The sequence below is a fragment of the Allobosea sp. GW822-FHT03F07 genome (genome assembly GCF_058801345.1).
The window spans coordinates 93469-114719 of sequence record NZ_JBXAND010000002.1 but is presented as its reverse complement, the minus strand read 5'-3'; the positions used below and the strand labels follow the sequence as shown (position 1 = coordinate 114719).

At 67.2% G+C, this 21251-nt stretch carries 20 protein-coding genes; 13 read left to right on the top strand and 7 right to left on the bottom strand.

Annotation, left to right across the window (positions count from 1 at the left end):
• Window positions 1–14: 14 nt before the first annotated feature.
• Both AC1RMY_RS09110 and AC1RMY_RS09105 read right to left on the bottom strand, forming a co-directional pair.
• On the bottom strand, window positions 15–1031 hold the full coding sequence (locus AC1RMY_RS09110; RefSeq protein ID WP_492863678.1) for an AMP-binding protein: 1017 nt from the start codon (window positions 1029–1031) through the stop codon (window positions 15–17).
• Window positions 1032–1042: 11 nt separating this feature from the next.
• Complete coding sequence (locus AC1RMY_RS09105) at window positions 1043–2845, bottom strand: extracellular solute-binding protein (protein ID WP_492863677.1); 1803 nt, start codon at window positions 2843–2845, stop codon at window positions 1043–1045.
• On the opposite strand from AC1RMY_RS09105, the gene AC1RMY_RS09100 reads away from it, so the two are divergent.
• A complete protein-coding gene (locus AC1RMY_RS09100) occupies window positions 2844–3131 on the top strand; it encodes a hypothetical protein (protein WP_492863676.1) in 288 nt (95 codons plus the stop codon). The two genes, AC1RMY_RS09105 and AC1RMY_RS09100, sit on opposite strands and share 2 nt — an antisense overlap.
• Window positions 3132–3145: 14 nt before the next feature.
• Window positions 3146–3946: an invasion associated locus B family protein gene (locus AC1RMY_RS09095; protein ID WP_492863675.1), complete on the top strand. Its 801-nt coding sequence runs from the start codon at window positions 3146–3148 to the stop codon at window positions 3944–3946.
• 93 nt (window positions 3947–4039) lie between these two features.
• Here the strand turns inward: AC1RMY_RS09095 and hspQ are convergent, their stop codons facing one another.
• Together hspQ and AC1RMY_RS09085 are read right to left on the bottom strand one after the other, a co-directional pair.
• Window positions 4040–4369 (bottom strand): heat shock protein HspQ, encoded by a 330-nt coding sequence (gene hspQ / locus AC1RMY_RS09090; protein ID WP_327527211.1) that lies wholly within the window; start codon window positions 4367–4369, stop codon window positions 4040–4042.
• A gap of 122 nt (window positions 4370–4491) precedes the next feature.
• Window positions 4492–5541, bottom strand: a complete 1050-nt coding sequence (locus AC1RMY_RS09085; RefSeq protein ID WP_492863674.1) for an HpcH/HpaI aldolase/citrate lyase family protein — start codon at window positions 5539–5541, stop codon at window positions 4492–4494.
• Window positions 5542–5813: 272 nt separating this feature from the next.
• Between AC1RMY_RS09085 and AC1RMY_RS09080 the strand changes: the two genes are divergently transcribed.
• A complete protein-coding gene (locus tag AC1RMY_RS09080) occupies window positions 5814–6785 on the top strand; it encodes an AEC family transporter (RefSeq protein ID WP_492863673.1) in 972 nt (323 codons plus the stop codon).
• 27 nt (window positions 6786–6812) lie between these two features.
• Complete coding sequence (locus tag AC1RMY_RS09075) at window positions 6813–8000, top strand: CaiB/BaiF CoA transferase family protein (RefSeq protein ID WP_492863672.1); 1188 nt, start codon at window positions 6813–6815, stop codon at window positions 7998–8000.
• A 75-nt stretch (window positions 8001–8075) separates the two neighbouring features.
• Here AC1RMY_RS09075 and AC1RMY_RS09070 read toward each other — a convergent pair whose 3' ends face one another.
• Window positions 8076–9257: a UbiH/UbiF family hydroxylase gene (locus tag AC1RMY_RS09070; protein WP_492863671.1), complete on the bottom strand. Its 1182-nt coding sequence runs from the start codon at window positions 9255–9257 to the stop codon at window positions 8076–8078.
• A gap of 184 nt (window positions 9258–9441) precedes the next feature.
• On the opposite strand from AC1RMY_RS09070, the gene AC1RMY_RS09065 reads away from it, so the two are divergent.
• The 9 genes from AC1RMY_RS09065 to tam all read left to right on the top strand — a co-directional run bounded on the left by AC1RMY_RS09065 (window position 9442) and on the right by tam (window position 19174).
• A complete protein-coding gene (locus AC1RMY_RS09065; RefSeq protein WP_492863670.1) occupies window positions 9442–10416 on the top strand; it encodes a quinone oxidoreductase family protein in 975 nt (324 codons plus the stop codon).
• A gap of 308 nt (window positions 10417–10724) precedes the next feature.
• A complete protein-coding gene (locus tag AC1RMY_RS09060; protein ID WP_492863669.1) occupies window positions 10725–11891 on the top strand; it encodes a septal ring lytic transglycosylase RlpA family protein in 1167 nt (388 codons plus the stop codon).
• A gap of 111 nt (window positions 11892–12002) precedes the next feature.
• Window positions 12003–13181: a D-alanyl-D-alanine carboxypeptidase family protein gene (locus AC1RMY_RS09055; protein WP_492863668.1), complete on the top strand. Its 1179-nt coding sequence runs from the start codon at window positions 12003–12005 to the stop codon at window positions 13179–13181.
• An 8-nt stretch (window positions 13182–13189) separates the two neighbouring features.
• A complete protein-coding gene (gene tmk / locus AC1RMY_RS09050; RefSeq protein ID WP_492863667.1) occupies window positions 13190–13840 on the top strand; it encodes a dTMP kinase in 651 nt (216 codons plus the stop codon).
• A gap of 89 nt (window positions 13841–13929) precedes the next feature.
• The gene (locus AC1RMY_RS09045; protein WP_492863666.1) at window positions 13930–15000 is read left to right on the top strand and encodes a DNA polymerase III subunit delta'; all 1071 of its coding nucleotides are present in this window, start codon (window positions 13930–13932) and stop codon (window positions 14998–15000) included.
• Window positions 15001–15020: 20 nt separating this feature from the next.
• Window positions 15021–16595 (top strand): methionine--tRNA ligase, encoded by a 1575-nt coding sequence (metG, locus tag AC1RMY_RS09040; protein WP_492863665.1) that lies wholly within the window; start codon window positions 15021–15023, stop codon window positions 16593–16595.
• The gene (locus AC1RMY_RS09035) at window positions 16595–17395 is read left to right on the top strand and encodes a TatD family hydrolase (protein WP_492863664.1); all 801 of its coding nucleotides are present in this window, start codon (window positions 16595–16597) and stop codon (window positions 17393–17395) included. Before metG ends, AC1RMY_RS09035 begins: the two co-directional genes overlap by 1 nt.
• Before the next feature lie 14 nt (window positions 17396–17409).
• Window positions 17410–18249 carry an MBL fold metallo-hydrolase gene (locus AC1RMY_RS09030; protein ID WP_492863663.1) on the top strand — a complete coding sequence of 280 codons (840 nt, stop codon included), beginning with the start codon at window positions 17410–17412 and terminating at the stop codon, window positions 18247–18249.
• A gap of 142 nt (window positions 18250–18391) precedes the next feature.
• Entirely contained in the window at window positions 18392–19174 is a 783-nt protein-coding gene (gene tam / locus AC1RMY_RS09025) for a trans-aconitate 2-methyltransferase (protein WP_492863662.1), read from the top strand.
• Between the two features lie 142 nt (window positions 19175–19316).
• Here the strand turns inward: tam and AC1RMY_RS09020 are convergent, their stop codons facing one another.
• The gene (locus tag AC1RMY_RS09020; protein ID WP_492863661.1) at window positions 19317–20459 is read right to left on the bottom strand and encodes an alpha-D-ribose 1-methylphosphonate 5-triphosphate diphosphatase; all 1143 of its coding nucleotides are present in this window, start codon (window positions 20457–20459) and stop codon (window positions 19317–19319) included.
• 137 nt (window positions 20460–20596) lie between these two features.
• Window positions 20597–21088 carry a class I SAM-dependent methyltransferase gene (locus AC1RMY_RS09015; protein WP_492863660.1) on the bottom strand — a complete coding sequence of 164 codons (492 nt, stop codon included), beginning with the start codon at window positions 21086–21088 and terminating at the stop codon, window positions 20597–20599.
• Between the last annotated feature and the right edge of the window lie 163 nt (window positions 21089–21251).

The following is a 21251-nucleotide window of genomic DNA, read 5'->3' as shown; positions in this document are numbered from 1 at the left end:
GCGACCGGCGCCGCTCAGCGCCGGCTGACCGCAATCTCGGCCGCGCTCGTGACCTCGATATCGACGATCGCCAGGTCCGGCCGGTCGACGGCCGGGAAGAGGCGGTGCCCGGCCGCACGCTGTACGAAGACGAGGCTCGCCAGCGCCGGATGGCTCGCGAGGCGTGAATGCGCCAAGGCCGGCTCGATCGTCCCGGGCAGGACGAGATGGACGCTGCGGCCGCCCTCGATGCAGGCCTGCAGATCGCCGAGGCTGAAGAGCCCGAGCGGAAGCAGTTCGACTCCGGTCAGCAGCGCCATGGCCGGCCCGCTCGCCAGCGCGGCGAGATCGCCGCCGACCAGCGTCGTGACGATGCGCGAGGACGCCATCGGCTTCAGCAAGCGCGAAATCTCGAGCGCCTTGCCGAGCACGTCGCGCTCGGAAACCGCCGTCGGCCCGGTCATGGTCGCGGCATCGACGACCTGAAGCATCATGCGCTGCTCGATCTCGGGCAGGGCATGCAGCGTCGCACTTTCCATCAGCATGTCGAGCGGAGCGATGCCATCGGGCACCTGTGCGCCAAAACCGCCGACGAAGCGTGTCCCGAAGGCCCTGACCGCGAGCTCCCGCAGCATCAGCAGCGGCCGCAGTGTCCCGACGCGGCTCACCCCGATCGCCATGACGGCCTCGGAAGCCTCGATCAGGCGCAGCAATTCGAGCTCGTTGCCGTGCAGCGGCAGGAGCATCGGCGAGAGACCGGCCCGCAGGCAGGCAAGGACCGAGATGATCGCCTCGGGGCCTAGCGGAGCGAGGATGGCGACGCGCGCGCCCAGCTGCGCCCGATTGAAGGCGAGCAGCCGGGCGAGCTGGTCGACCTTGGTCTCGAGCTGCCCGAAGCTCAGTGAATTCGGGATCGTGTCGCTCCAGCCCTGGCGCCCGGGCGGGTCGCGCAGCGCCGGCTCATAGCCGCGGCCGGCCGTCAGCGCGCGCAGGAGCGTGTCGAAATGCAGACCATCGAGCAGGGCGGCGGCTTCGTCCTGTTCGGCCCGCATCGACGGCTCTTTCAGTTGGCGGGCGCCGGCGCGGCCGGGAGGCGCGCCAGGGCTTCGTTGGAGAGGAAATAGGCCGGCTTGCGCGCCGGCAGCACGATGTCGCGGTGATGCGCCAGCCAAGTTTCCGGCAGGTAATAAAGCGGCACGACATAGAAGCCCGACAGCAAGAGCCGGTCGAGCGTGCGCGCCGCGGCAACGAAATCCTCGCGCTCGCGAGCCGCCAGCAGTGCCTGCAGCGTCGCGTCGACGGCCGGCGAGGCCACGCCGGCATAATTCAGCGCGCCCTTGCGCGCGGCATTGGCCGAGCCCCAGCGCCCGATCTGCTCGTTGCCCGGCGAAGCGGAGGCCGGCCAGGCCCACTGGATCATGTCGAAATCGAAGGCCGAGAGCCGCCGCCAGTACTGCACGTCGTCGACCAGCCTGACCGAGACCGCGATCCCGAGCCGACCGAGCGACTGCGCGTAGTTGAGCGCGAGCCGCTCCTGCGGCCGGTTGGTCACGGTGATCTCGAAGGCCAGCGGATCGCCGCCCTTCATACTGCGCAGCACGCCGTCCACCATGCCGTAGCCGGCCTGGTTGAGCAGGTCGAGCGCGCGGCGCGCCTGCTCGCGATCGCGGCCAGAACCGTCCGTCGCCGAGGGCGACCAGGTGCCCGCCAAGATGTCCTCGCGCACGGCGCCGGGAAAGGCCGCGAGCAGCGCCTTCTCGCGCGCATCGGCCGGCACGCCCAGCGCCGACAGCTCGGAACCCGAGAAGAAGCTGCCCGCCCGGCGATAGACGCCGTGGAACAGGTTGCGGTTGGCCCATTCGAAATCGAACAGGATGCCGAGCGCCTCGCGCACCCGCACATCCGCGAAGAATGGGCGGCGGGTGTTGAAGACGAGCCCGGTCATGCCCTTGGGCGACTGGAACTCCAGCGTCTCGCGCACGATCCGCCCGTCGCGCACGGCCGGAACGTCATAGCCCGTGATCCAGCGCGTCGGATCGGGCTCGACGCGGACATCGTAGAGGCCTGCCTTGAAAGCCTCGAACAGGGCGTTGGCGTCGCGGTAGAAATCGTAGCGGATCTCGTCGGCATTGAAGAGCCCGCGCGTCAGCGGGTGGTCCTCCGCCCAGAAATCCTTGCGCCGCTTGAGCGTGATGGTGGCGCCCGGCACGATGTCGCTGACGACATAGGGGCCTGAGCCGAGCGCCGGCTTGAAGCTGGTCTCGCCGAAGGTTTCGGCATTCGTCGCGTGCTTGGCGAAGATCGGCATCGCGCCGATCACCAGGGGCAATTCTCGGTTGGAGCCGTCGCCGAGTTCGAATTCGACGCGGCGCGGGGACGGCGCCTCGGCCTTCGTCACCCGCCCCAGGCTTGAACGATGAAACGGCTTGCCCTTGGTCTTCAGCATCTCGAAGGTGAACAGCACATCCTGCGCCGTCACCGGCTTGCCGTCCGAGAAGGTCGCCCGCTCGTCGATCTCGAAGGCGAGCTTCGTGCGCTCCTCGTTGAGCTCGACGCGCGAGGCCAGCAGCCCATAGGCCGTGAAGGGCTCGTCGGCCGAACGCAGCAGCAGGCTCTGTTGCACATAGCGCGGCACGGCATCCGGCGCGACGCCGAGCACGACCAGCGGATTCAGGCTGTCGAAGGTGCCCTGCTGCCCGAACACGATGCGCCCGCCCTTCGGAGCGTTCGGATCGGCATAGGGCAGATGCGTAAAGCCGCGCGGCAGCGCCGGCTCGCCATGCATCGCGATGGCGTGGTCGAAGGCGGGCGGCTTAGGTGATTCGGCATGCGACGACGTGCCCATCGCGAGGACGAGCGCCAGCATGACGAAGATCGTTCCGGCCGGCTTGCGTGAAACCGCCCTGGCCACTTGCAGCACATCCATCGTTCAACCTGATTCCCGCGCGCAGAATAACATGCCGGCGCGCCTGTCGCGCAGCTATTCGGGCTGGAATCCCGTAGCGGAACTCGCTAAAGCCGAGCCAAGGTGTCATGCAAACGCCTCAATCGCCCCTGATGTGCACGGCTTGCGATGGCCGGCGCGGATATGCGATGGGGCTGTCGGTGGTGACGCGCGCGGCTTGCGAAGTCGTGATCCCGAATTCGCCTGATAAGGAAAGACAAGATGTCCGCTTCGTTTCGCCTGTCCACGCGCGCCCTGAGCATGGCTCTCGGCACGGCGATCGGCCTCGCCCCGCTGGCGTCCTTCGCCCAGCAGGCGCAGCCTCGCCCCGCCGCTCCGCGCGCCGGCCAGCCCGCACCGGCTCAGCAGCCTGCCCAGCCCCCCGCCGGCCAGGCCGCCGCGACCGGCCCGACCGTGGTCCAGGTCAAGCCCGAGCCCTCCCAGACCGCCTGGACCAAGGTTTGCGGCAAGGATCAGGCCGCCAACAAGGAAATCTGCTACACGACCCGCGACTTCGTCTCGGATCAGGGCCAGCCGGTGCTCGCCGTCGCGATCTATGACGTCAAGGGCGACCCGAACAAGATCGTGCGCTTCCTGATGCCGCTCGGCCTGCTGCTGCAGCCCGGCATCCGCTTCGGCGTCGACACCGCCCAGCCGACGCCCGGCCGCTTCGCGATCTGCTTCCCGAATGGCTGCTTCGCCGAAGCGCAGGTCAAGGACGACTTCATCAATTCGATGAAGAAGGGCACGACGCTGAGCGTCAGCGTGCAGAACCAGGGCGCCCGCGAGGTCTCCTTCGCCATCCCGCTCAGCGACTTCGCCAAGGGCTTCGACGGCCCGGCGATCGACCCGAAGGTGCTCGAGGATCAGCAGAAGCAGCTTCAGGACGAGCTCGCCAAGCGCCAGGAAGAGCTGCGCCAGCGCCTCGGCGCCGGCGGCGCCAACGCGGCTCCGGGCGCGCCTGGTGTCCCTGGCGCGGCGCCTGCTCCCGGCGCGGCGCCGGCCGTCCCGCCGAAACCCTGATCCCGGCGCATTGGCTGCAAAAAATCAGGCCGCCCGAAAGGGCGGCCTTTTTGTTGGCTGGATTGCCGAGGCGAACGAACCTTCGCGGTCGCCTCAGTTGAGGCCTGCGCGGTCGATCGTGTAGCGGCCCTTGCGATCGCGCCGGAAGAATTCCTTGGCCTGCGGATGGCGAACGGGCCGGCCGGTCTCGTCGATCACCAGGTTCTGCTCCGAGACATAGGCGACGTACTCGGTCTCCTCGTTCTCGGCGAAGAGATGATAAAAGGGCTGGTCCTTGGACGGGCGCAGATGCTCGGGGATCGCCAGCCACCACTCCTCGGTGTTGGAGAACACCGGATCCACGTCGAAGATCACGCCCCGGAACGGGTAGACCCGGTGCTTGACCACCTGTCCGATCCTGAACTTGGCGGAACGTGCTTCCATCAGAGACGAATCCATAAATGGGCGAGGAGAGTGAACGATCGCGGACGAAAGTGAAGAACCGCGCTTGCGTGAGAATTGCGTCGCAAATGCGTCAAAATCAACCGCCTGCCGCCCGCTAGCGATCACATCCCGTAGAGGCCGGCCAGCGCCGGGTCGCGGCCCGCGACCTGTCGCGCGAGATCGACGATCACCTTGGCCTGCTTCCACGTGGCGTCGTCCTGCATCTTGCCGTCGATCATCACGGCGCCCGAGCCGTCCGGCATCGCCGCGATGATGCGTTTCGCAAAGGCGACCTCGGCCGGGTCCGGGCTGAACACGCGCTTGGCGATGCCGATCTGCGAGGGATGCAGCGTCCAGGCCCCGGCGCAGCCGAGCAGGAAGGCGTTGCGGAACTGCGCCTCGCAGGCGTCGGCATCCGAGAAATCCCCGAACGGCCCATAAAACGGCTTTATCCCCGCCGCCGCGCAGGCATCGACCATCTTTGCCAGCGTGTAGTGCCAGAGGTCCTGCTGGGCGACGGCGCGCACAGCGCCATCGGGGGAGGGGTCCGCGATCACCTTGTATTCCGGATGTCCGCCGCCGACCCGCGTGGTCTTCATCGCCCGCGACGCCGCAAGATCGGCCGGCCCCAGGCTCATGCCGTGCATGCGCGGCGAGGCGGTCGCGATCGTCTCGACATTCTTCACGCCCTCGGCCGTCTCCAGGATGGCGTGGATCAGGATCGGCTTGGGCAGCAGGTGCCGGGCCTCGAACTGCGCCAGCAACTGGTCGACATAATGGATGTCCCATGGCCCCTCGACCTTCGGCACCATCACCACATCGAGCTTGCCGCCGATCTCGCCCATGATCGCGGTGATGTCGTCGAGGAACCAGGGAGAGTTCAGAGCATTGACCCGCGTCCACAAGCCGGTCTGGCCGAAATCGACTGCCTTGCCCATCGCGATGAACCCGTCGCGCGCCACCTGCTTGGCCTCGGCCGGAATCGCGTCCTCGAGATTGCCGAGCACGATATCGACCTGGCCGGCGAGTTCGCCAACCTTGGCCCGCACCTTATCCAGATGCGGCGGCACGAAATGGATCATGCGTTCGAGCTTGAGCGGCAATTCCCGAAACGGCTCCGGCGCGCCGATCGCGAGCGGACGGAAGAACTGGCGCGGCGTCTTGGTGGTCATGGCAACGCTCCATGCTGCATTGCGGCGAATGTGACGGAGCGAACAGGGCTCGTCCATCGTCCATTGGGAGGCGAAGCCATGCGCCGATAGGCTGAAAAGCCTAGGAGAAAATTCCACGCATAAGTTCCTAGGAATTTTCCCTGATCTTCGCTCTCCACCTGCCTCCACGGCGTCGATGCCGCTTGTGCGACAGCGTCCACCGGCTAAACAGCAGCGATCGCGCTTTCCGATCCGGCTCCGGGGTCGGCGCACCCGCTGGGACCTTCGCCCGCATGGCCGACCTCGCGAACATCGCCAATCTCGTGGCGCCCTTCTTCGGGCTGATCCTGCTGGGATTCGTCATCGGCCGGCGCAGCCACCTGCCGGAATCCGGGCTGATCTGGCTCCAGTTCTTCCTGATCTATGTCGCGCTGCCGCCGCTGTTCTACCGGCTGATCGCGGACAAGCCGGTGACCGAACTGGCCAATGGCCGCTTCATCCTGGCGACGACGCTCTCGACGTTCCTGGCGTTCATGCTGTCGCTGGCAGTGGGCCTGAGGGCGACGCGCAAAGACCTGCCGCAAGCGGTCATGCAGGGCGTCGCCGGCTCCTATTCGAATATCGGCTATATGGGTCCGCCGCTGCTGCTGGCGGCGCTCGGCCCCGCCGCGAGCGCGCCGCTGGTGCTGGTCTTCGTCTTCGACAGCCTGCTGCTGTTTTCGCTGATCCCCTTTTTGATGGCACTGGCCGGCGTCGAGAAGAAGAGCCCGCTCGATACCGCCCGCCGGGTCGTCTGGCAGGTCGCGACCCATCCCTTCAACATCGCGACGCTGCTCGGCGTGCTCGCCGCCGCGACGCATTTCGAACTGCCGACGGCCCTCGACAAGATGACGCTGTGGCTCTCGCAGGCGGCGGCGCCCTGCGCACTCTTCCTGCTCGGCGTAACCGTCGCGCTGCGGCCGATGAAGCGGCTGCCCGTCGAGGTGCCCGTCCTCGTCGCGATCAAGCTCCTGCTGCATCCGCTGCTGGTCTGGGTGCTGCTCTCGGCAATCGGCAATTTTCCCGACATCTGGATCTACACGGCGGTGATCATGGCGGCGCTGCCGCCGGCGCTGAACATCTTCGTGATCTCGACCCAGTACAAGGTCGGCATCGAGCGCGCCTCGGCCTGCATCCTCGTCGGCACCATCGTCTCGATGGTGTCGCTGACGGGCTTCCTGTGGCTGGTGAAGACGGGCAGGATGGCGGCCGACCTCTTCCCCTGACCGCCGGCATGCCGGCCTAGAGCCGGGATGCCGATGCTGCCGCTGGACGACCTGACGGTCCTCGACTTCTCCACCTTGCTGCCCGGGCCGCTCGCCAGCCTGTTCCTGGCCGAGGCCGGCGCCCGCATCATCCGCATCGAGCGCCCCGGCGGCGAGGAGATGCGCCGTTTCCCGCCAAGCTTCGGCGAAACCTCGGCGCCCTATGCCGCGCTCAACCGCGGCAAGGCCAGCATCGAGATCGATCTCAAGGCAGAGGACGCGCTCGCCCGCCTGACCCCGCTGATTACCGAAGCCGACATCCTGATCGAGCAGTTCCGGCCGGGCGTGATGGCGCGGCTGGGTTTCGGCTTTGAGGCGCTCGCGCGCATCAACCCGCGCCTGATCTATTGCTCGATCAGCGGCTACGGCCAGGCCGGCCCGCGCGCCGGCGATGCCGGCCACGACATTAACTACCAGGCGATCGGCGGTCTGCTCGGCCAATCATTGAAGCGTAGCGCTCCACCGCCGCTGCCGCCGCCACTGGTCGCCGATATCGCCGGCGGCACGATGCCCGCGCTGCTCAACATCCTGCTCGCCTTGCGCCAGCGCGAACGCAGCGGGAAAGGCTGCCATCTCGACATCGCCATGAGCGACACCATGCCGACCTTCGCCTGGTACGCGCTGGCGCAGGGACAGGTCGCCGGCCACTATCCCGAAGGCGGGGAGGGGCTGCTGACCGGCGCGAGCCCACGCTACGGCCTCTACGCCACGGCCGATGGCTGGTTCCTGGCCGTCGGCGCGCTCGAGGCGAAGTTCTGGGGGACGTTCTGCGAGACGATCGCGCTCGACTTGGCCCTGCGCGACGACCACCGCGATCCGCAGGCGACGCGCGAAGCGATCACGGCGATCATTGCGGCCCAGCCCGCCGCACATTGGCGCGACCTTCTCGAACGGCGCGATTGCTGTTGCACGGTGGTCCGCACACTGGAGGAGGCGCTGGCCGACCCGCACATGACGGCACGCGGCCTGTTCGACGCACAGGCCGAGGAGCCCGGCGGTCGACGCCTCGTCTCGACGCCGCTGCCGCTCGCGCCGGTGTTCCGCGAGAAGCTGGCGCCATTGCGAAAGGTCGCGGCCAGCGGGGAGAATACGCGGGAGTTGTTGGGAAAGGGCTCGGAACCAGACCCGTCATCCTGGACAAGCGGCGCAGCTGCACAGATCCCGGATCCATCGTAGGGCGATGTCGAGGCCTTCGACAGATTCCGGGACGACATCCGGTCGCCCAGGATGACGGCGAGGGTGGCGCAACCTCTACCGTGACCGCCCTATCCCGCCCGCCAACCCCTGACGCATGACGAGGCGCCGCAATGGCCCGATCCGCGACAATGCCAGTAGCCCTGCGCCACGCAGGAGGTCGGCCGGCAGCAGATCAGTGAGCAGCGTCCGGTTGAGCGCATCGACAGCGCCGGTTCGCAGGCGGACATCGGCGATCCGTGCCCGATCATAGGCCGCGACGACAGTGGCCGACCCCGGATCGGACACGTCCATGACCGCATCGCGCAGCGCCAGCACGTCGCGCAATCCGAGATTGAGGCCCTGCGCGCCGATCGGCGGAAAGACATGCGCGGCCTCGCCGATCAGCACCAGCCGGCCGGCGCCGAAGCGTTCGACCGAAAGCCCGCCCATCGGCACCCGTCCGCGCGGACCGTCGAGCCGCATCGTGCCGAGCAGCGAATGCGCCTGGCTCTCGACACGGCGCGCGAAGGCGGCATCGTCCAGCATGGCGACAGCGTCCGCTTCGTCCGGGTCGAGCAGCCAGACCAGCGAGGAGCGCCGGCCGGGCAGGGGGACGAGCGTGAACGGCCCCTTGCGGGTGTGGAACTCGGTCGAGGCCTCGCGATGGTCTCGGCTGTGGGCGAAGATCGCGGTCAGCGCGCTCTGCGGATAGAGCCAGTCACGCGCCGTGATGCCGGCAGCCTCCCGCACGCGGGATTTCCGCCCATCGGCGCCGACGACGAGGCGCGCCCGCATCGGAGAGAAGCCCTCGCCGGTCAAAGTGACGCCCGCCTCGTCCTCGGCGATGCCCGAAACCAGGCCCGGCACATGCAGGATCGCACCTCCCTCGGCCAGTTTCGCGGCGAGCGCCTCGACCAGCTCCGCATTCTCGACATTCCAGCCGAAGGCATCGAGCCCGACCTCGGAGGCACGGAACTCGACCGGCGGCTGCCTGAAAAGGCTGCCGGTGTCGTCGACCAGCCGCATCACGGCCAGCGGCGCCGAGCGATCGGCGAGGATCTCCGTCAGGCCGAATTCTTCGAGCAGCCGCCATGAGCCGTCGAGCAGCGCGATCGTGCGTCCGTCGCGGGGCGCCTGCATCGGTCCGAGCACGGCGACGCTACGCCCGGTCCGCGCCAATGTCAGCGCAGCAGCGAGGCCAACGGCGCCGGAGCCGACGATGGCGATATCGACCTGGGCGTTCGCGGGCGTGCTCATGCGCCTTGGCTAGCCCAACGGCTGGACCTTGGCCACTGGCTGGAGCGTCGCAGGGCGAGGCGAGGGCCCCGGGCAGGGCCCGCAGCAGCGCACAGACGTGATGCCCTGGCCGCGCGGCCAGGCCATTGCGTGGCACCGCCGAGGCCTTATGGTCCCGCCTCACGAAGTCTGAGGAGATCACGTCATGGTCAAGGCAATCCGCATCCACAAGACCGGCGGGCCGGAGGTGCTCCAGCTCGAGGACATCACGCTGCCGCAACCGGGTCCCGGCGAATTGCTGGTACGCAACCGGGCCATCGGCCTGAACTTCATCGACACCTATTTCCGCAGCGGCCTTTACGCCGCCCCGCAGTTGCCCTTCGTTCCGGGCAACGAAGGCGCGGGCGAGGTTCTCGCCGTCGGCCCCAACGTCACTGAGTTCAAGCCGGGCGATCGCGTCGCCTATGTCGCGACGCTGGGCTCATATGCCGAGGAGCGAATCGTCGCGGCCAACTCGACCGTGGCGCTGCCGGAAGCGGTCTCCTACGAAGCCGCGGCCAGCATGATGCTCAAGGGCATGACAGCGGAATACCTGCTGCACCGGACCTACAAGGTGAAGCCGGGCGACACGATCCTGGTCCATGCCGCGGCGGGGGCGACGGGGCTCATCCTGTGCCAATGGGGCAAGGCGCTGGGCGCGACCGTCATCGGCACTGTCGGCTCGAAGGAAAAGGCGGAGCTCGCGAAATCCCATGGCGCCGATCACGTCATCCTCTATCGCGAGGAGGATTTCGTCGAGCGGGTAAAGGAGATCACCGGCGGCAAGCTCTGCGACGTGGTCTATGACGGTGTCGGCAAGGATACCTTCCTGCCCTCGCTCGACTGCCTGCGGCCGTTCGGCGTTCTCGCCAGCTTCGGCAATGCGTCGGGTGCGGTCGAGCCGTTCAATCTGGGCCTGCTCGGTCCCAAGGGCTCGCTCTATGTGACCCGTCCCACACTGTTCACGCACATTGCCAAGCGTGAGATCATGGTCGAAATGGCGAAGAGCCTGTTCGATGCCGTCGCCTCCGGCAAAGTCGTCGTGCCGGTCAACGCGCGATTTTCCCTCGCGGACGCCGCCGATGCCCATCGCGCGCTCGAAGGGCGGGGGACGACCGGAGCGACGGTGCTGATCCCCTGATCGAGCCGCTCGCCGGAGCGTGGCACGGCTGCAACGGTGTCCGGAAATCGTGGCGAGCCTGTGGAACTGGGTTTGACAGGTGCCGCATTTCGGACACCTTTGTGCCCGCTCAAAGGCGTGCTGGGGATAGCCTCGTTGGCGCTGGCGCGACTCGTCGCCCGGCATTAACGATCCCTTAAACGAATTGACCGAAAACTCTGGCTTCGCTGCGATTGCGGCTTGGCCGGCACAGTGTTTTTCGGCGCAGAAAGCGGAACGACGGCATGATGCGAGGCGATCGCCCTTCGGCACCGGAAACCCCTTCCGCAATGACCGAGATCAGCGTCGCCCCGCCTTCCAGAGGCCTCGCCATCCGCGCTGCCCGGCTCGGCTGCGTCGCCTTGGCCGGCGTCTTTCTCGCGAATTGCGCCAACGACCAGGTCGCCCGCCGCAAGTCGAAGGAAATCGGCGCCTTCCCCTCGTCGAAATACGGCCCTGCCAGCCCACGCGTCGTCGCCGACGGCGAGGAAGTTCCGAAGGGCGGCGGCCGGCAACTCGTCGGCAAGGCCTATTCGGTCGCCGGCAAGCGTTACACGCCTTACGACAAGCCGGTCGGCTATACCGCTGTAGGCACGGCCTCTTGGTATGGTGAGGCCTTCCATGGTCGCCGTACCGCCAATGGCGAGGTCTATGATCGTCGCAGCATCAGCGCCGCGCATCCGACGATGCCGCTGCCGGCCTATGCCCGTGTGACCAATATGCTCAACAACCGCTCGATCATCGTGCGCGTCAACGATCGTGGCCCCTATCACGGCGGCCGCGTCATGGACGTCTCGCAGGGAACGGCCGAGGCGCTCGCCTTCCGCCACCTCGGCACCGCTCGCATCAAGCTGGAATATCTCGGCCAGGCCTCGCTCGCCGGCTCGGACGACAAGCTGCTGCTGGCGACGCTGCGCACCGATGGCCAGCCGGCCGCAATCCCTGGCACGAGCGCCCGCACCATGGTCGCAAGCTCCTCGGCCGCCGCGCCGGGGCGTTCCCAGAGCGCCGATCTCGACGACACGCCAGCTCCGGTCGAAGAGACGACCAGCTCGCGGCCGGTCGCCCAGACCTATTCCACCGCTTCGACCTCGACTTCTTCGGCCCGCGCATATGCGCCACAGGGCTTTTCGACAGCCTCGGCCGAGCCGGTCCGGACGATCTCGCCCAGCGCTCCTGTTGCGGCCTCGCTGGTCTCGGCCGCGCCAGCAGGCGGCGTCCCGGTGCGCGGCGCGCCAATGCCTCCGAGCCGTCCCTTCGACCTCGACACCATCGCTAACGCCGCTCGGCCGGTTCTGGTTCCCTCCGCCATGCGCACGACGCTGCCGCCGACCAGAAGCACCGTCGCGAGCCTGTTCACAGCCCCGGACCGTGCCCCGACGGAGCGCTTCTCCCCGTCGCACCCGTTCAACCGCGCGCTCCTGACGCAGGACCTGCAGTCGCTGTCGCGGAATTGAACCCTCCGAGGCTTGACCGGCCGCGCCCGGCTCTGCTTCAGATCGGCTATGAGCGCGCCCGGTCATCCTTCTGACAGGCTTCGATCCGTTGCGGCCTCCGGACGCCGCTGGATGCGCGCCCACGCGTTGGGCTGGGCAGCCCTTCTGTCACTCGCCACTGCCTCATCAACCCTGCCGGTCTCCGCGCAGAGCTTCCAGTCGCCGGCGCCCTATGCCGTGCTGCTCGATTCGGCCAGCGGCACAGTCCTCTACGAAAAGGCCGCCGACGAATTGATGGTGCCGGCGAGCCTCGCCAAGATCGCGACCGCGCTGGTCGCCTTCGAGGAGATCGCCCACGGCCGCCTGACGCTCGACAGCGAGATCGGCATTTCCGAGAACGCCTGGCGCAAGGGCGGTGGCGTCTCCGGCGGTTCGACCATGTTCGCCCAGCTCAACAGCCGGGTGAAGCTCTCCGACATCCTACACGGCATCATCGTCCAATCCGGAAACGACGCCTCGATCGCGCTTGCGGAAGCGATCGCCGGCGACGAGGCGACCTTCGCCCGGATCATGACGGAACGCGTCAGGGCGATCGGCTTGACCAAGTCGGTGTTCCGGAATGCGACGGGGATGGGCGATCCCCAGCAGAAGGTCACGGCGCGCGAAATGGCCCTGCTGTCGGACCACATCATCAAGACCTATCCGGAACTCTACAAGATCTTCGGCCAGCGCGAATTCACCTGGAACAAGATCAAGCAGCAGAACCGCAACCCGCTGCTGACGATGGATATCGGCGCGGACGGGCTCAAGACCGGCAACATCGACGATGCCGGCTACGGCCTGGTCGGCTCGGCGGTGCAGAACGGCCAGCGGCTGATCGTCGTCGTCAATGGCCTCAAGACCGCGCGCGACCGCGCCAATGAGGCGCGCAAGCTGCTCGAATGGGGTTTTCGCGCCTTCGAAGCGCGCAAGATCTTCGATGCCGGCGAGATCGTCGGCGAGGCCAGCGTCTTCGGCGGCGAGAAGGGCCGTGTCGGGCTGAAGGCCAAGGGCCCCGTCAGCCTGCTGCTACCGCGCGGCAGCAGCGAACGCCTGAGCGCGCGCATCGTCTATCGCGGGCCGCTGACGGTACCGGTTCGCGAGGGAGCGGAAGTGGCGCGGCTCCTCGTCACGCGTGGCGACGTCAAAACGCTCGACATCCCCCTTTATGCGGCGGAGACGGTGCAGGCCGGCACCTTGCAGAGCCGGGCGCTGGACGCGCTGATGGAGGCGGCGTCTGGCTGGGTCCGCAAGGCGCTGGGCCGCAGTTGAGACAGGCGATGACACCGGGACGTTTCATCACGCTCGAAGGGGGCGAGGGCGCCGGCAAGTCGACGCTGGCGCGCAGCCTGAAGGAGCGTGCCGAGGCACTCGGCCTGCGCGTGACGGTGACGCGCGAGCCCGGCGGCTCGCCCAAGGCCGAGGCGATCCGCGAGGTCATCCTGTCCGGCCGGGTCAAGCAGCACGGTCCCTTCGTCGAGGCGCTGATGTTCTCGGCCGCGCGTATCGACCATATCGACCGCCTGATCCGGCCCGCCCTGGAGCGGGGCGAATGGGTGATCTGCGACCGCTTCATCGATTCGACGCGGGCCTATCAGGGCGCTTTGGGCCGCATCGAGCCCGGGCTGCTGGCCGAGCTGGAGGCCGTCACCATCGACGGTGTGATGCCGGACCTGACACTGATCCTCGATCTCGACCCTGCGATCGGACTCGCACGCGCTGCGCGCCGCCGGGCGCCCGGCGAGGGCACCGATCGCTTCGAGGGCGAAGCGCTGGCGTTCCATCGCACGCTGCGGCAGGCCTATCTGGACATCGCCGAACGCGAGCCGTCGCGCTGCGTCGTGCTCGATGCGGCCCAGCCCCCGGCCACGCTGGCCCAGGCAGCATGGAACGCGATCCGCGAACACCTGCCGATGCCGCAAAGCGTTTGAGGCAGCGGGGGGCTTGCTCTCGCGGGCGGGGCGGATCAAACACGGCGAGGTTCTCGGCGAGAGCCCTGCGACCAGAGGCCAGCCAGAAGATGCTCCAGACCAGCGACGAACCCGACCGCCTGCCGAGCGCGCCGCATCCGCGCGAGACGCTGGCGCTGGTCGGGCATGAAGCGCAGGAGCAGGCCTTCCTGGCAGCCCTGGCCTCGGGCCGGATGCACCATGGCTGGCTGATCGGCGGACCGGAAGGCATCGGCAAGGCCAGCTTCGCCTATCGCGCCGCGCGCTTCGTACTGGCGGCGGGCGATCCCACCGTCCGGGCGGCAGGAGCGATCTCCCTCGCCATGCCGGAGAACGACGCGGCGACGCGGCGGGTGATGGCGCAATCTCATCCCGACCTGCATCTGCTGCGCCGGATCCAGAAGCCCGACGGCAAGGGCTTCACCAGCAACATCCCCGTCGATGCGGTCAGGCGGGTGCTTGATCGCTTCGGCGCGAGCGCGGCCGAGGGCGGCTGGCGCGTCTGCATCGTCGATTCGGCCGAGGACATGGACCGCTCGGCCGCCAACGCCCTGCTCAAGCTGCTGGAGGAACCGCCGCCGCGGGCACTCTTCCTGATCGTGGCGCATGCACCGGGCCGGATGCTGCCGACGATCCGCTCGCGCTGCCGGCTGATGACGTTCGGAGCCCTCGACGAGGCACAAGTCGCAGAAGCCGGCGAGCTCGCGCTGAAGCGCATGGGCGGGCCCTTCGATACATCCGCCCTGACGCGCGCGGCGCGACTCGCCGACGGCTCCGTGCGCCGGGCGCTGACCTATGTCGCTCCCGAGACGCTGGCTCTGGTCGAGGCGGTGCGGGCGCGGCTCGACGCACTACCCGGCATCGACTTGAATGCGTTGATGGCGCTGGCCGAGGATGTTGCCGGAAAGGCCGGCGAGAGCGACTTCGCCGTGATGATCGAGACGGTGCAGACCTGGCTCTCCGACCATCTCCACGCACATGCTGCGGCGCAACCGGCGCGTCTTGCACCGCTGGCGGAGGTATGGGACAAGCTGGGACGCGCTGCCCGCGACGTGGAGACCTACAATCTCGACCGCCGGCCGCTGGTGATGACCATGTTTCATGATCTGTCGGATGCGGTTGCCCGCTCGCGCGCAGCGTGAAGCGAACTTCCGGATCGACCATGGCCACGGCCCCGAAATTCTACCTGACGACCGCGATCTCCTACACCAACGGGCCGCCGCATATCGGCCACGCCTATGAGATGGTGGCGTCGGACGCGATCGCGCGCTTCAAGCGGCTCGACGGCTACGATGTCTTCGCCATGACTGGCACCGACGAGCACGGCCAGAAGAATGCACGAACGGCAGCCCAGCATGGCCTCTCGCCGAAGGAGTTCGTCGATCAAACGGTCGTACCCTTCCAAAAGATGGCACAGACGCTCGGTTGCTCCTTCGACCGCTTCATCCGCACCACCGACGCCGACCATCTGCCCTCGACGCAGGAGCTGTGGCGGCGGATGGAGGCCAATGGCGACATCTACCTGTCGAAATATGCCGGCTGGTACTCGATCCGCGACGAGGCCTTCTATGGCGAGGAGGAGACGACGCTCTTAGCCGACGGAACGCGGCTGGGCGGGCAGGGCACGCCGGTCGAATGGGTCGAGGAGGAAAGCTATTTCTTCCGCCTCAAATCCTATCAGGACAAGCTCCTGAAGCTCTACGACGAGGTGCCGGACTTCATCTCGCCGCCGACACGCAAGAACGAGATCGTCTCCTTCGTGAAGAGCGGACTGGAGGATCTCTCGATCAGCCGCACGACCTTCGACTGGGGACTGCCGGTTCCCGGCGACCCGAAGCATGTGATGTATGTCTGGGTCGATGCGCTGAACAACTACGTGACCGGGACGGGCTTTCCCGATCCGGCGAGCCCGCGCGCGCATTACTGGCCGGCCGATGTCCACATCATCGGCAAGGACATCGTGCGCTTCCACACTGTCTACTGGCCAGCCTTCCTGATGTCGGCCGGGCTGCCGGTGCCCAAGCGCGTCTTCGGCCATGGCTTCCTGCTCTCCAAGGGCGAGAAGATGTCGAAGTCGCTCGGCAATGTCGTCGATCCCTTCGCGCTTGCCGATGTCTACGGCGTCGACCAGTTGCGCTATTTCTTCCTGCGCGAGGTCTCCTTCGGCCAGGACGGCAATTACAGCCACGAGGCGATCGTCGGTCGCATCAACGCCGATCTCGCCAACGACCTCGGCAATCTGGCGCAGCGCTCGCTGTCGATGATCGCGAAGAACTGCGACGGCAAGGTGCCGCCATGCGGAGTATTGAACGAGGGCGACCAGGCGATGCTGGCGCTGGCCGACGCCGCGCTCGCGAAGGCGCGCGAAGCCATGCGCGATTTCGCGCTCCATGTCGTGCTGGCCGATATCTGGGCCGTAGTGGCAGAAGCGAACCGCTATTTCGCCGCCAATGAGCCCTGGCGCCTGTCCAAGAGCGATCCGGCGCGGCGCGACACCGTGCTCTACGTCACCGCCGAAGTGCTGCGGCAGGTCGCGATCCTCGTCCAGCCGGTGATGCCGGTTGCGATGGCAAAGCTTTTGGACCTTCTCGGCGTCGCCGCCGAGGCGCGCAGCTTCGCGGCGCTGGGCGAGGGCGGTCGGCCGAGCCCCGGCACCGCTCTGCCGGCGCCGAGCGGCATCTTCCCGCGCTATGTCGAGCCGGAGGCCGGCCAAGAGGCACCGAGCAGAGACGCCTGATGCTGATCGACACCCATTGCCATCTCGACTTCCCGGACTTCGCCGAGGATCTCGCATCCTATGTCGCGCGGGCCGAGACCGCCGGCGTCGGCCGCATGGTCACGATCTCGACCCGGGTCGCACGTTTTTCGACCTATGCGGCGATTGCGGAGCGCTTTGCGTCGGTCTGGTGCAGCGTCGGCACGCATCCCCATGGCGCGCATGAGGAATTGGACGTCACCGCCGAGCAACTCATCGCGCTCTCGGCCCACCCGCGCTGTGTCGCCATCGGCGAGGCCGGGCTCGACTACCACTACGACAAGAGCCCGCGCGAGGCGCAGGCGCAAGGCTTGCGCGTCCACATCGCCGCCGCGCGCATCACCCAGCTGCCGCTGGTGATCCATTCGCGCGAGGCCGATGACGACATGATCGCGATCCTGCGCGAAGAAATGGGGAAGGGCGCCTTCCCCGCCATCCTGCATTGCTTCACCGCCGGCGAGGCCCTGGCGATGGCCGGCGTCGAGCTCGGGCTCTACGTCTCCTTTTCCGGCATCCTGACCTTCAAGACCTCGGAGGAACTGCGCCGGATCGCCCGGATGGTGCCGCGCGAGCGCCTGCTGGTCGAGACCGATGCGCCGTATCTGGCGCCCGTCCCGTTCAGGGGCAAGCGCAACGAGCCGTCCTATGTCGTTGAGACAGCGAAGATTCTCGGCGAAGCGATTGGCATTTCATTCGACGAGGTCGCGGCGCTGACCACGGCGAATGCGCGCCGCTGCTACTGGAAGATGGACCACGCCGCGCCCGTCGCGCGGGTGGCCTGAGGCGGCGGGCGGCGATGAGCTACACGCTGACGATCCTCGGCTGCGGTTCATCGGGCGGCGTACCGAGGCCCGGCTCGGGCTGGGGCGACTGTGATCCGTCCGAACCGAAGAATCGGCGGCGCCGCTGTTCGATCCTGGTCGAGCGCACCCAGGAAGCCGGCACGACAAGGCTGCTCGTCGATACCTCGCCGGATCTGCGCGAGCAGTTGCTCGACGCCGATGTGCCGGATCTCGACGCCGTCATGTTCAGCCACGACCATGCCGACCATACCCATGGCATCGACGATCTGCGTGCGCTCGTCCTGCACAACCGGCACCGCATCGTCGTATATGCCGATGCGGCCACGACGCATTCGCTGGGCGGCCGCTTTTCCTATCTGTTTGAAACACCGCCCGGCAGCATGTATCCGCCGATCCTCGACTGGCGTCCAATGACGGCCGGCATGCCCGTGGTCGTCGACGGCGCCGGCGGCGAGATCGTCGCGCTGCCCATCGCCGTCGAGCATGGGCCGAACTACGAGGCGCTGGGATTTCGGTTCGGCGACACCGGCTATGTGCCCGATGTCAGCCTGATCCCGCCACCGGCCCGGCGCGCGCTCGCCGGACTCGACGTTTTGATCCTCGACTGCCTGCGCACGATACCGCATCCAAGCCATTTCAACGTCGCCCAGGCTCTGGCTGCGATCGAGGAGTTGCGGCCGCGGCGAGCGATCCTGACCAATCTGCACTCCGATCTCGATTACAATCGACTTCGCAGCCTGTTACCTGATGGCATTGATGTGGCATTCGACGGCATGCGGATGACATTCGGCGTCGCCATGGACCCTACCAAAGCCATCAGGGTATCCATTTAGGTTCCATAATATGTCTTATGCGAATCATAGATGAGGCGGATCGGCACGAGTTCCCTCGTTTGCGGTCTAGGCAAGTGAGGCGCCGCTTCGCCCTCGACAAGCGGACAGCCGAGACGGTCACCGAGCAACATGGATCGATGGCATGAATGCCCGCCCCGACTGGAATGCCGACCTTTATCTCCGCTTCGAGGATGAACGTACGAGGCCATCCGTCGACCTGATCCAGCGCGTCGCCCTGGACGCACCGGGACGCTGCATCGATCTGGGCTGCGGGCCGGGTAACAGCACCGAGTTGCTGGCGACGCGCTTTCCGAAGGCGATCGTCGAAGGGCTCGATTCCTCGCCGGACATGATCGAGAAGGCGCGCAAGCGCCTGCCCGGACTGTCTTTCATTCTCGCGGACCTCGAGACATGGTCGTCTCCCCAGCCCTATGATCTCATCTTCGCCAATGCGGTCCTGCAATGGACCCCGGATCATGCCGGGCTGTTCGCCCGTCTTGCCCGCAGCCTGGCGCCCGGCGGTGTCCTCGCCGTCCAGATGCCGAACAACCTCTCCGAACCCTCGCATGTCGCCATGGCGGACGTCGCGGCGAACGGGCCCTGGGCAGAGCGTCTGGCCCGCGCCCGCGATGCCAAGGCCCTGATCGGCTCTTTCTCCGACTATCGCCACTGGCTCGCGGGCGCCGGCTGCGACACCGATCTCTGGCAGACGACCTATGTTCATGCCCTGGCGGGACATGAGGCGATTGTCGACTGGTTCATAAGCACCGGGCTGAAGCCATTTATCGATCCCCTCCCCGAGGCCGAGCGAGCGCTGTTTCTGGAGCGCTATCGCGAGAAGATCGCGCAGGCCTATCCCGTCGAGCCCGACGGGCGCGTGCTGCTTCGTTTTCCGCGACTGTTCATCGTCGCAAAGCGAATGTGAGCTGAACCGAAGACGGGACTGTGCGGCTTCGCTGGTGCGACACGGCGATTGCAACGCCGATGGATCGTCCACCTCAGATACTAACGCCGAGCTTTTTACAAGGATGCCGCCAGCCCCAATGCGAGCGCCCAAAGCGGACCCGTCAGGCGAGTACGTTCCGGTTGGTCAGATGGACCAATTGGCCCGCCGCGATCACCGCGACCACGCGCGGATGGGCCTTGTCTTCGACCAGGATGAGATCGGCCCGCTTGCCGGCCTCGATGACGCCGCGATCGTCCAGCCCGAAGGTTCGGGCCGGTGCCTTTGAAACCAGCGCCCAGGCATCCGCGAATCCCGCGGAGCCGTTGCGAGCGAGGACAAAAGGTGCGAGCAGCAGCGCCGGATAATAGTAGTCCGAAGCCAGGATCGTGCAGAGGCCGGCGCGCACCATCTCCTCAGCCGCCGGGCATCCCGTATGCGAACCACCGCGCACAACATTGGGCGCGCCGAAGACGATCGCCTCGCCATGGGCCGCTGCCTCGCGCGCGGTGGTCTCGTCGATCGGAAATTCCGCCACGGTGACGCCGAGGCAGCGATACCAGCGCCGCATCTCGGGCGTCATGTCGTCATGGGAGAGCATCGGCACGCCGTGCGCGCGAGCCGCCTCGGCCAGCCGGGTCACCGAAGCCGAAACCTCGTCCTTGCGGGCGTAGACGCACTCGACCAGCGCCGCGAAGCCGTCGGCGGAGAGCCCGGAGCGCTCGACCATCTTGCCGACCTTGTCCGGCCGGTGCCGCGTCTTCAGCGTGCCTTCGGTATGGTCGTTGAAGGCGAGCAGCCCGACCCTGCCCGTTGCGAGCCAATCCAGGATCTCGGCTTCGGCATCGAGGTTGAAGGTCTCGTGCCGCAGATGGAAGCGCGTATCGGCGCCGAGATCGGGCGCGAGCGCGGCAATGCGCTCGAACAGGGCGCGGGCATTCTCGCTGCTGCGCAGCCCAGGTTCCCAGGACCACGTTACACCATGGAAGGCCGTGGTGATGCCGCTCGCGAGAAGCGCGCGGTCGGCGTCGCGTAAGGCCAGGTCGATGTCGAACGCGACCTTCGGACGCGGCATGACGTGGCGTTCGAAGGCGTCGCCATGGCAATCGACGATGCCCGGCAGCACGAGCAGGCCGGTCGCATCAAGGCGAAGCGCGTCGGGTTTCGCCTGACCGTCGAGGGCGGAGATCAGCGCGCCATCGATAGCGATGTCGGTGCTCGCGAGATTGTCGAGCAACACTTGCCCGCCAGTGATGTGGATCGCCATATCTCGCCCTCTCCGTCCTTCGGCGGCATCGCCACGGGGCGATGGGCCATGACGGTTCTCCATGACGAGTGCATGACACGCGGGGTGCACGACAAGCGGCACCGACCGCTGCGCCGCGGGGTTCGGCTCGCGCCGGTTCAGCCTTCCCGGCGATAGGCGAAATAGCGTCCAGGCGGGACGCCCTCCGGCAGCGCGATCGCTACGAGGGATGGGTGATCGAGTTGCCAGCCGCTGAGCACCAGCGCCTCAGGAGCCGCCAGAGTGACGACATGTTCGGGCAGCCAGGCGAACAACAGACGATCGCGCTCGGGCACGCCGGTTGTCACATCGACATGAACAAGCGCGGCGCTGCGGCCATGGCGTGCAGCGAAGGCTGGCAGCGTCTGCGCCATGTCGCCCACTACCAGACGGTCGGCTGGCGGCATCGAGGCCGGATTGGGACTGACGTCGCGTTCGAAAACATGGATGTCGCGCTCCGGCAGGATCTCGCGCAGATGGTCATAGGTGCGGCCATTGCCGAGGCCGAGTTCGAGCACGAGGCCGGCACGTCCGGCGATCGCCGACGCAGCCCAGTCCAGCATGCGGCGCTGGGCCTCGAGGCGACGGATAAAGCTGTCGAGACGGCTCATGCGACGAGGTCTCCGGGCGCATCTGGCGCAAGGGAGTGGCGGACTAGCGAACCGACCCGGCATAGCAGCGCTGGCGCCTGTCCCGATACTCCCTTCCAAATGACAGGCTTGTCAGGAGGATCGGTGAATGCCCTAATCCGGCGCGATGACTGTCTTTCCGCTT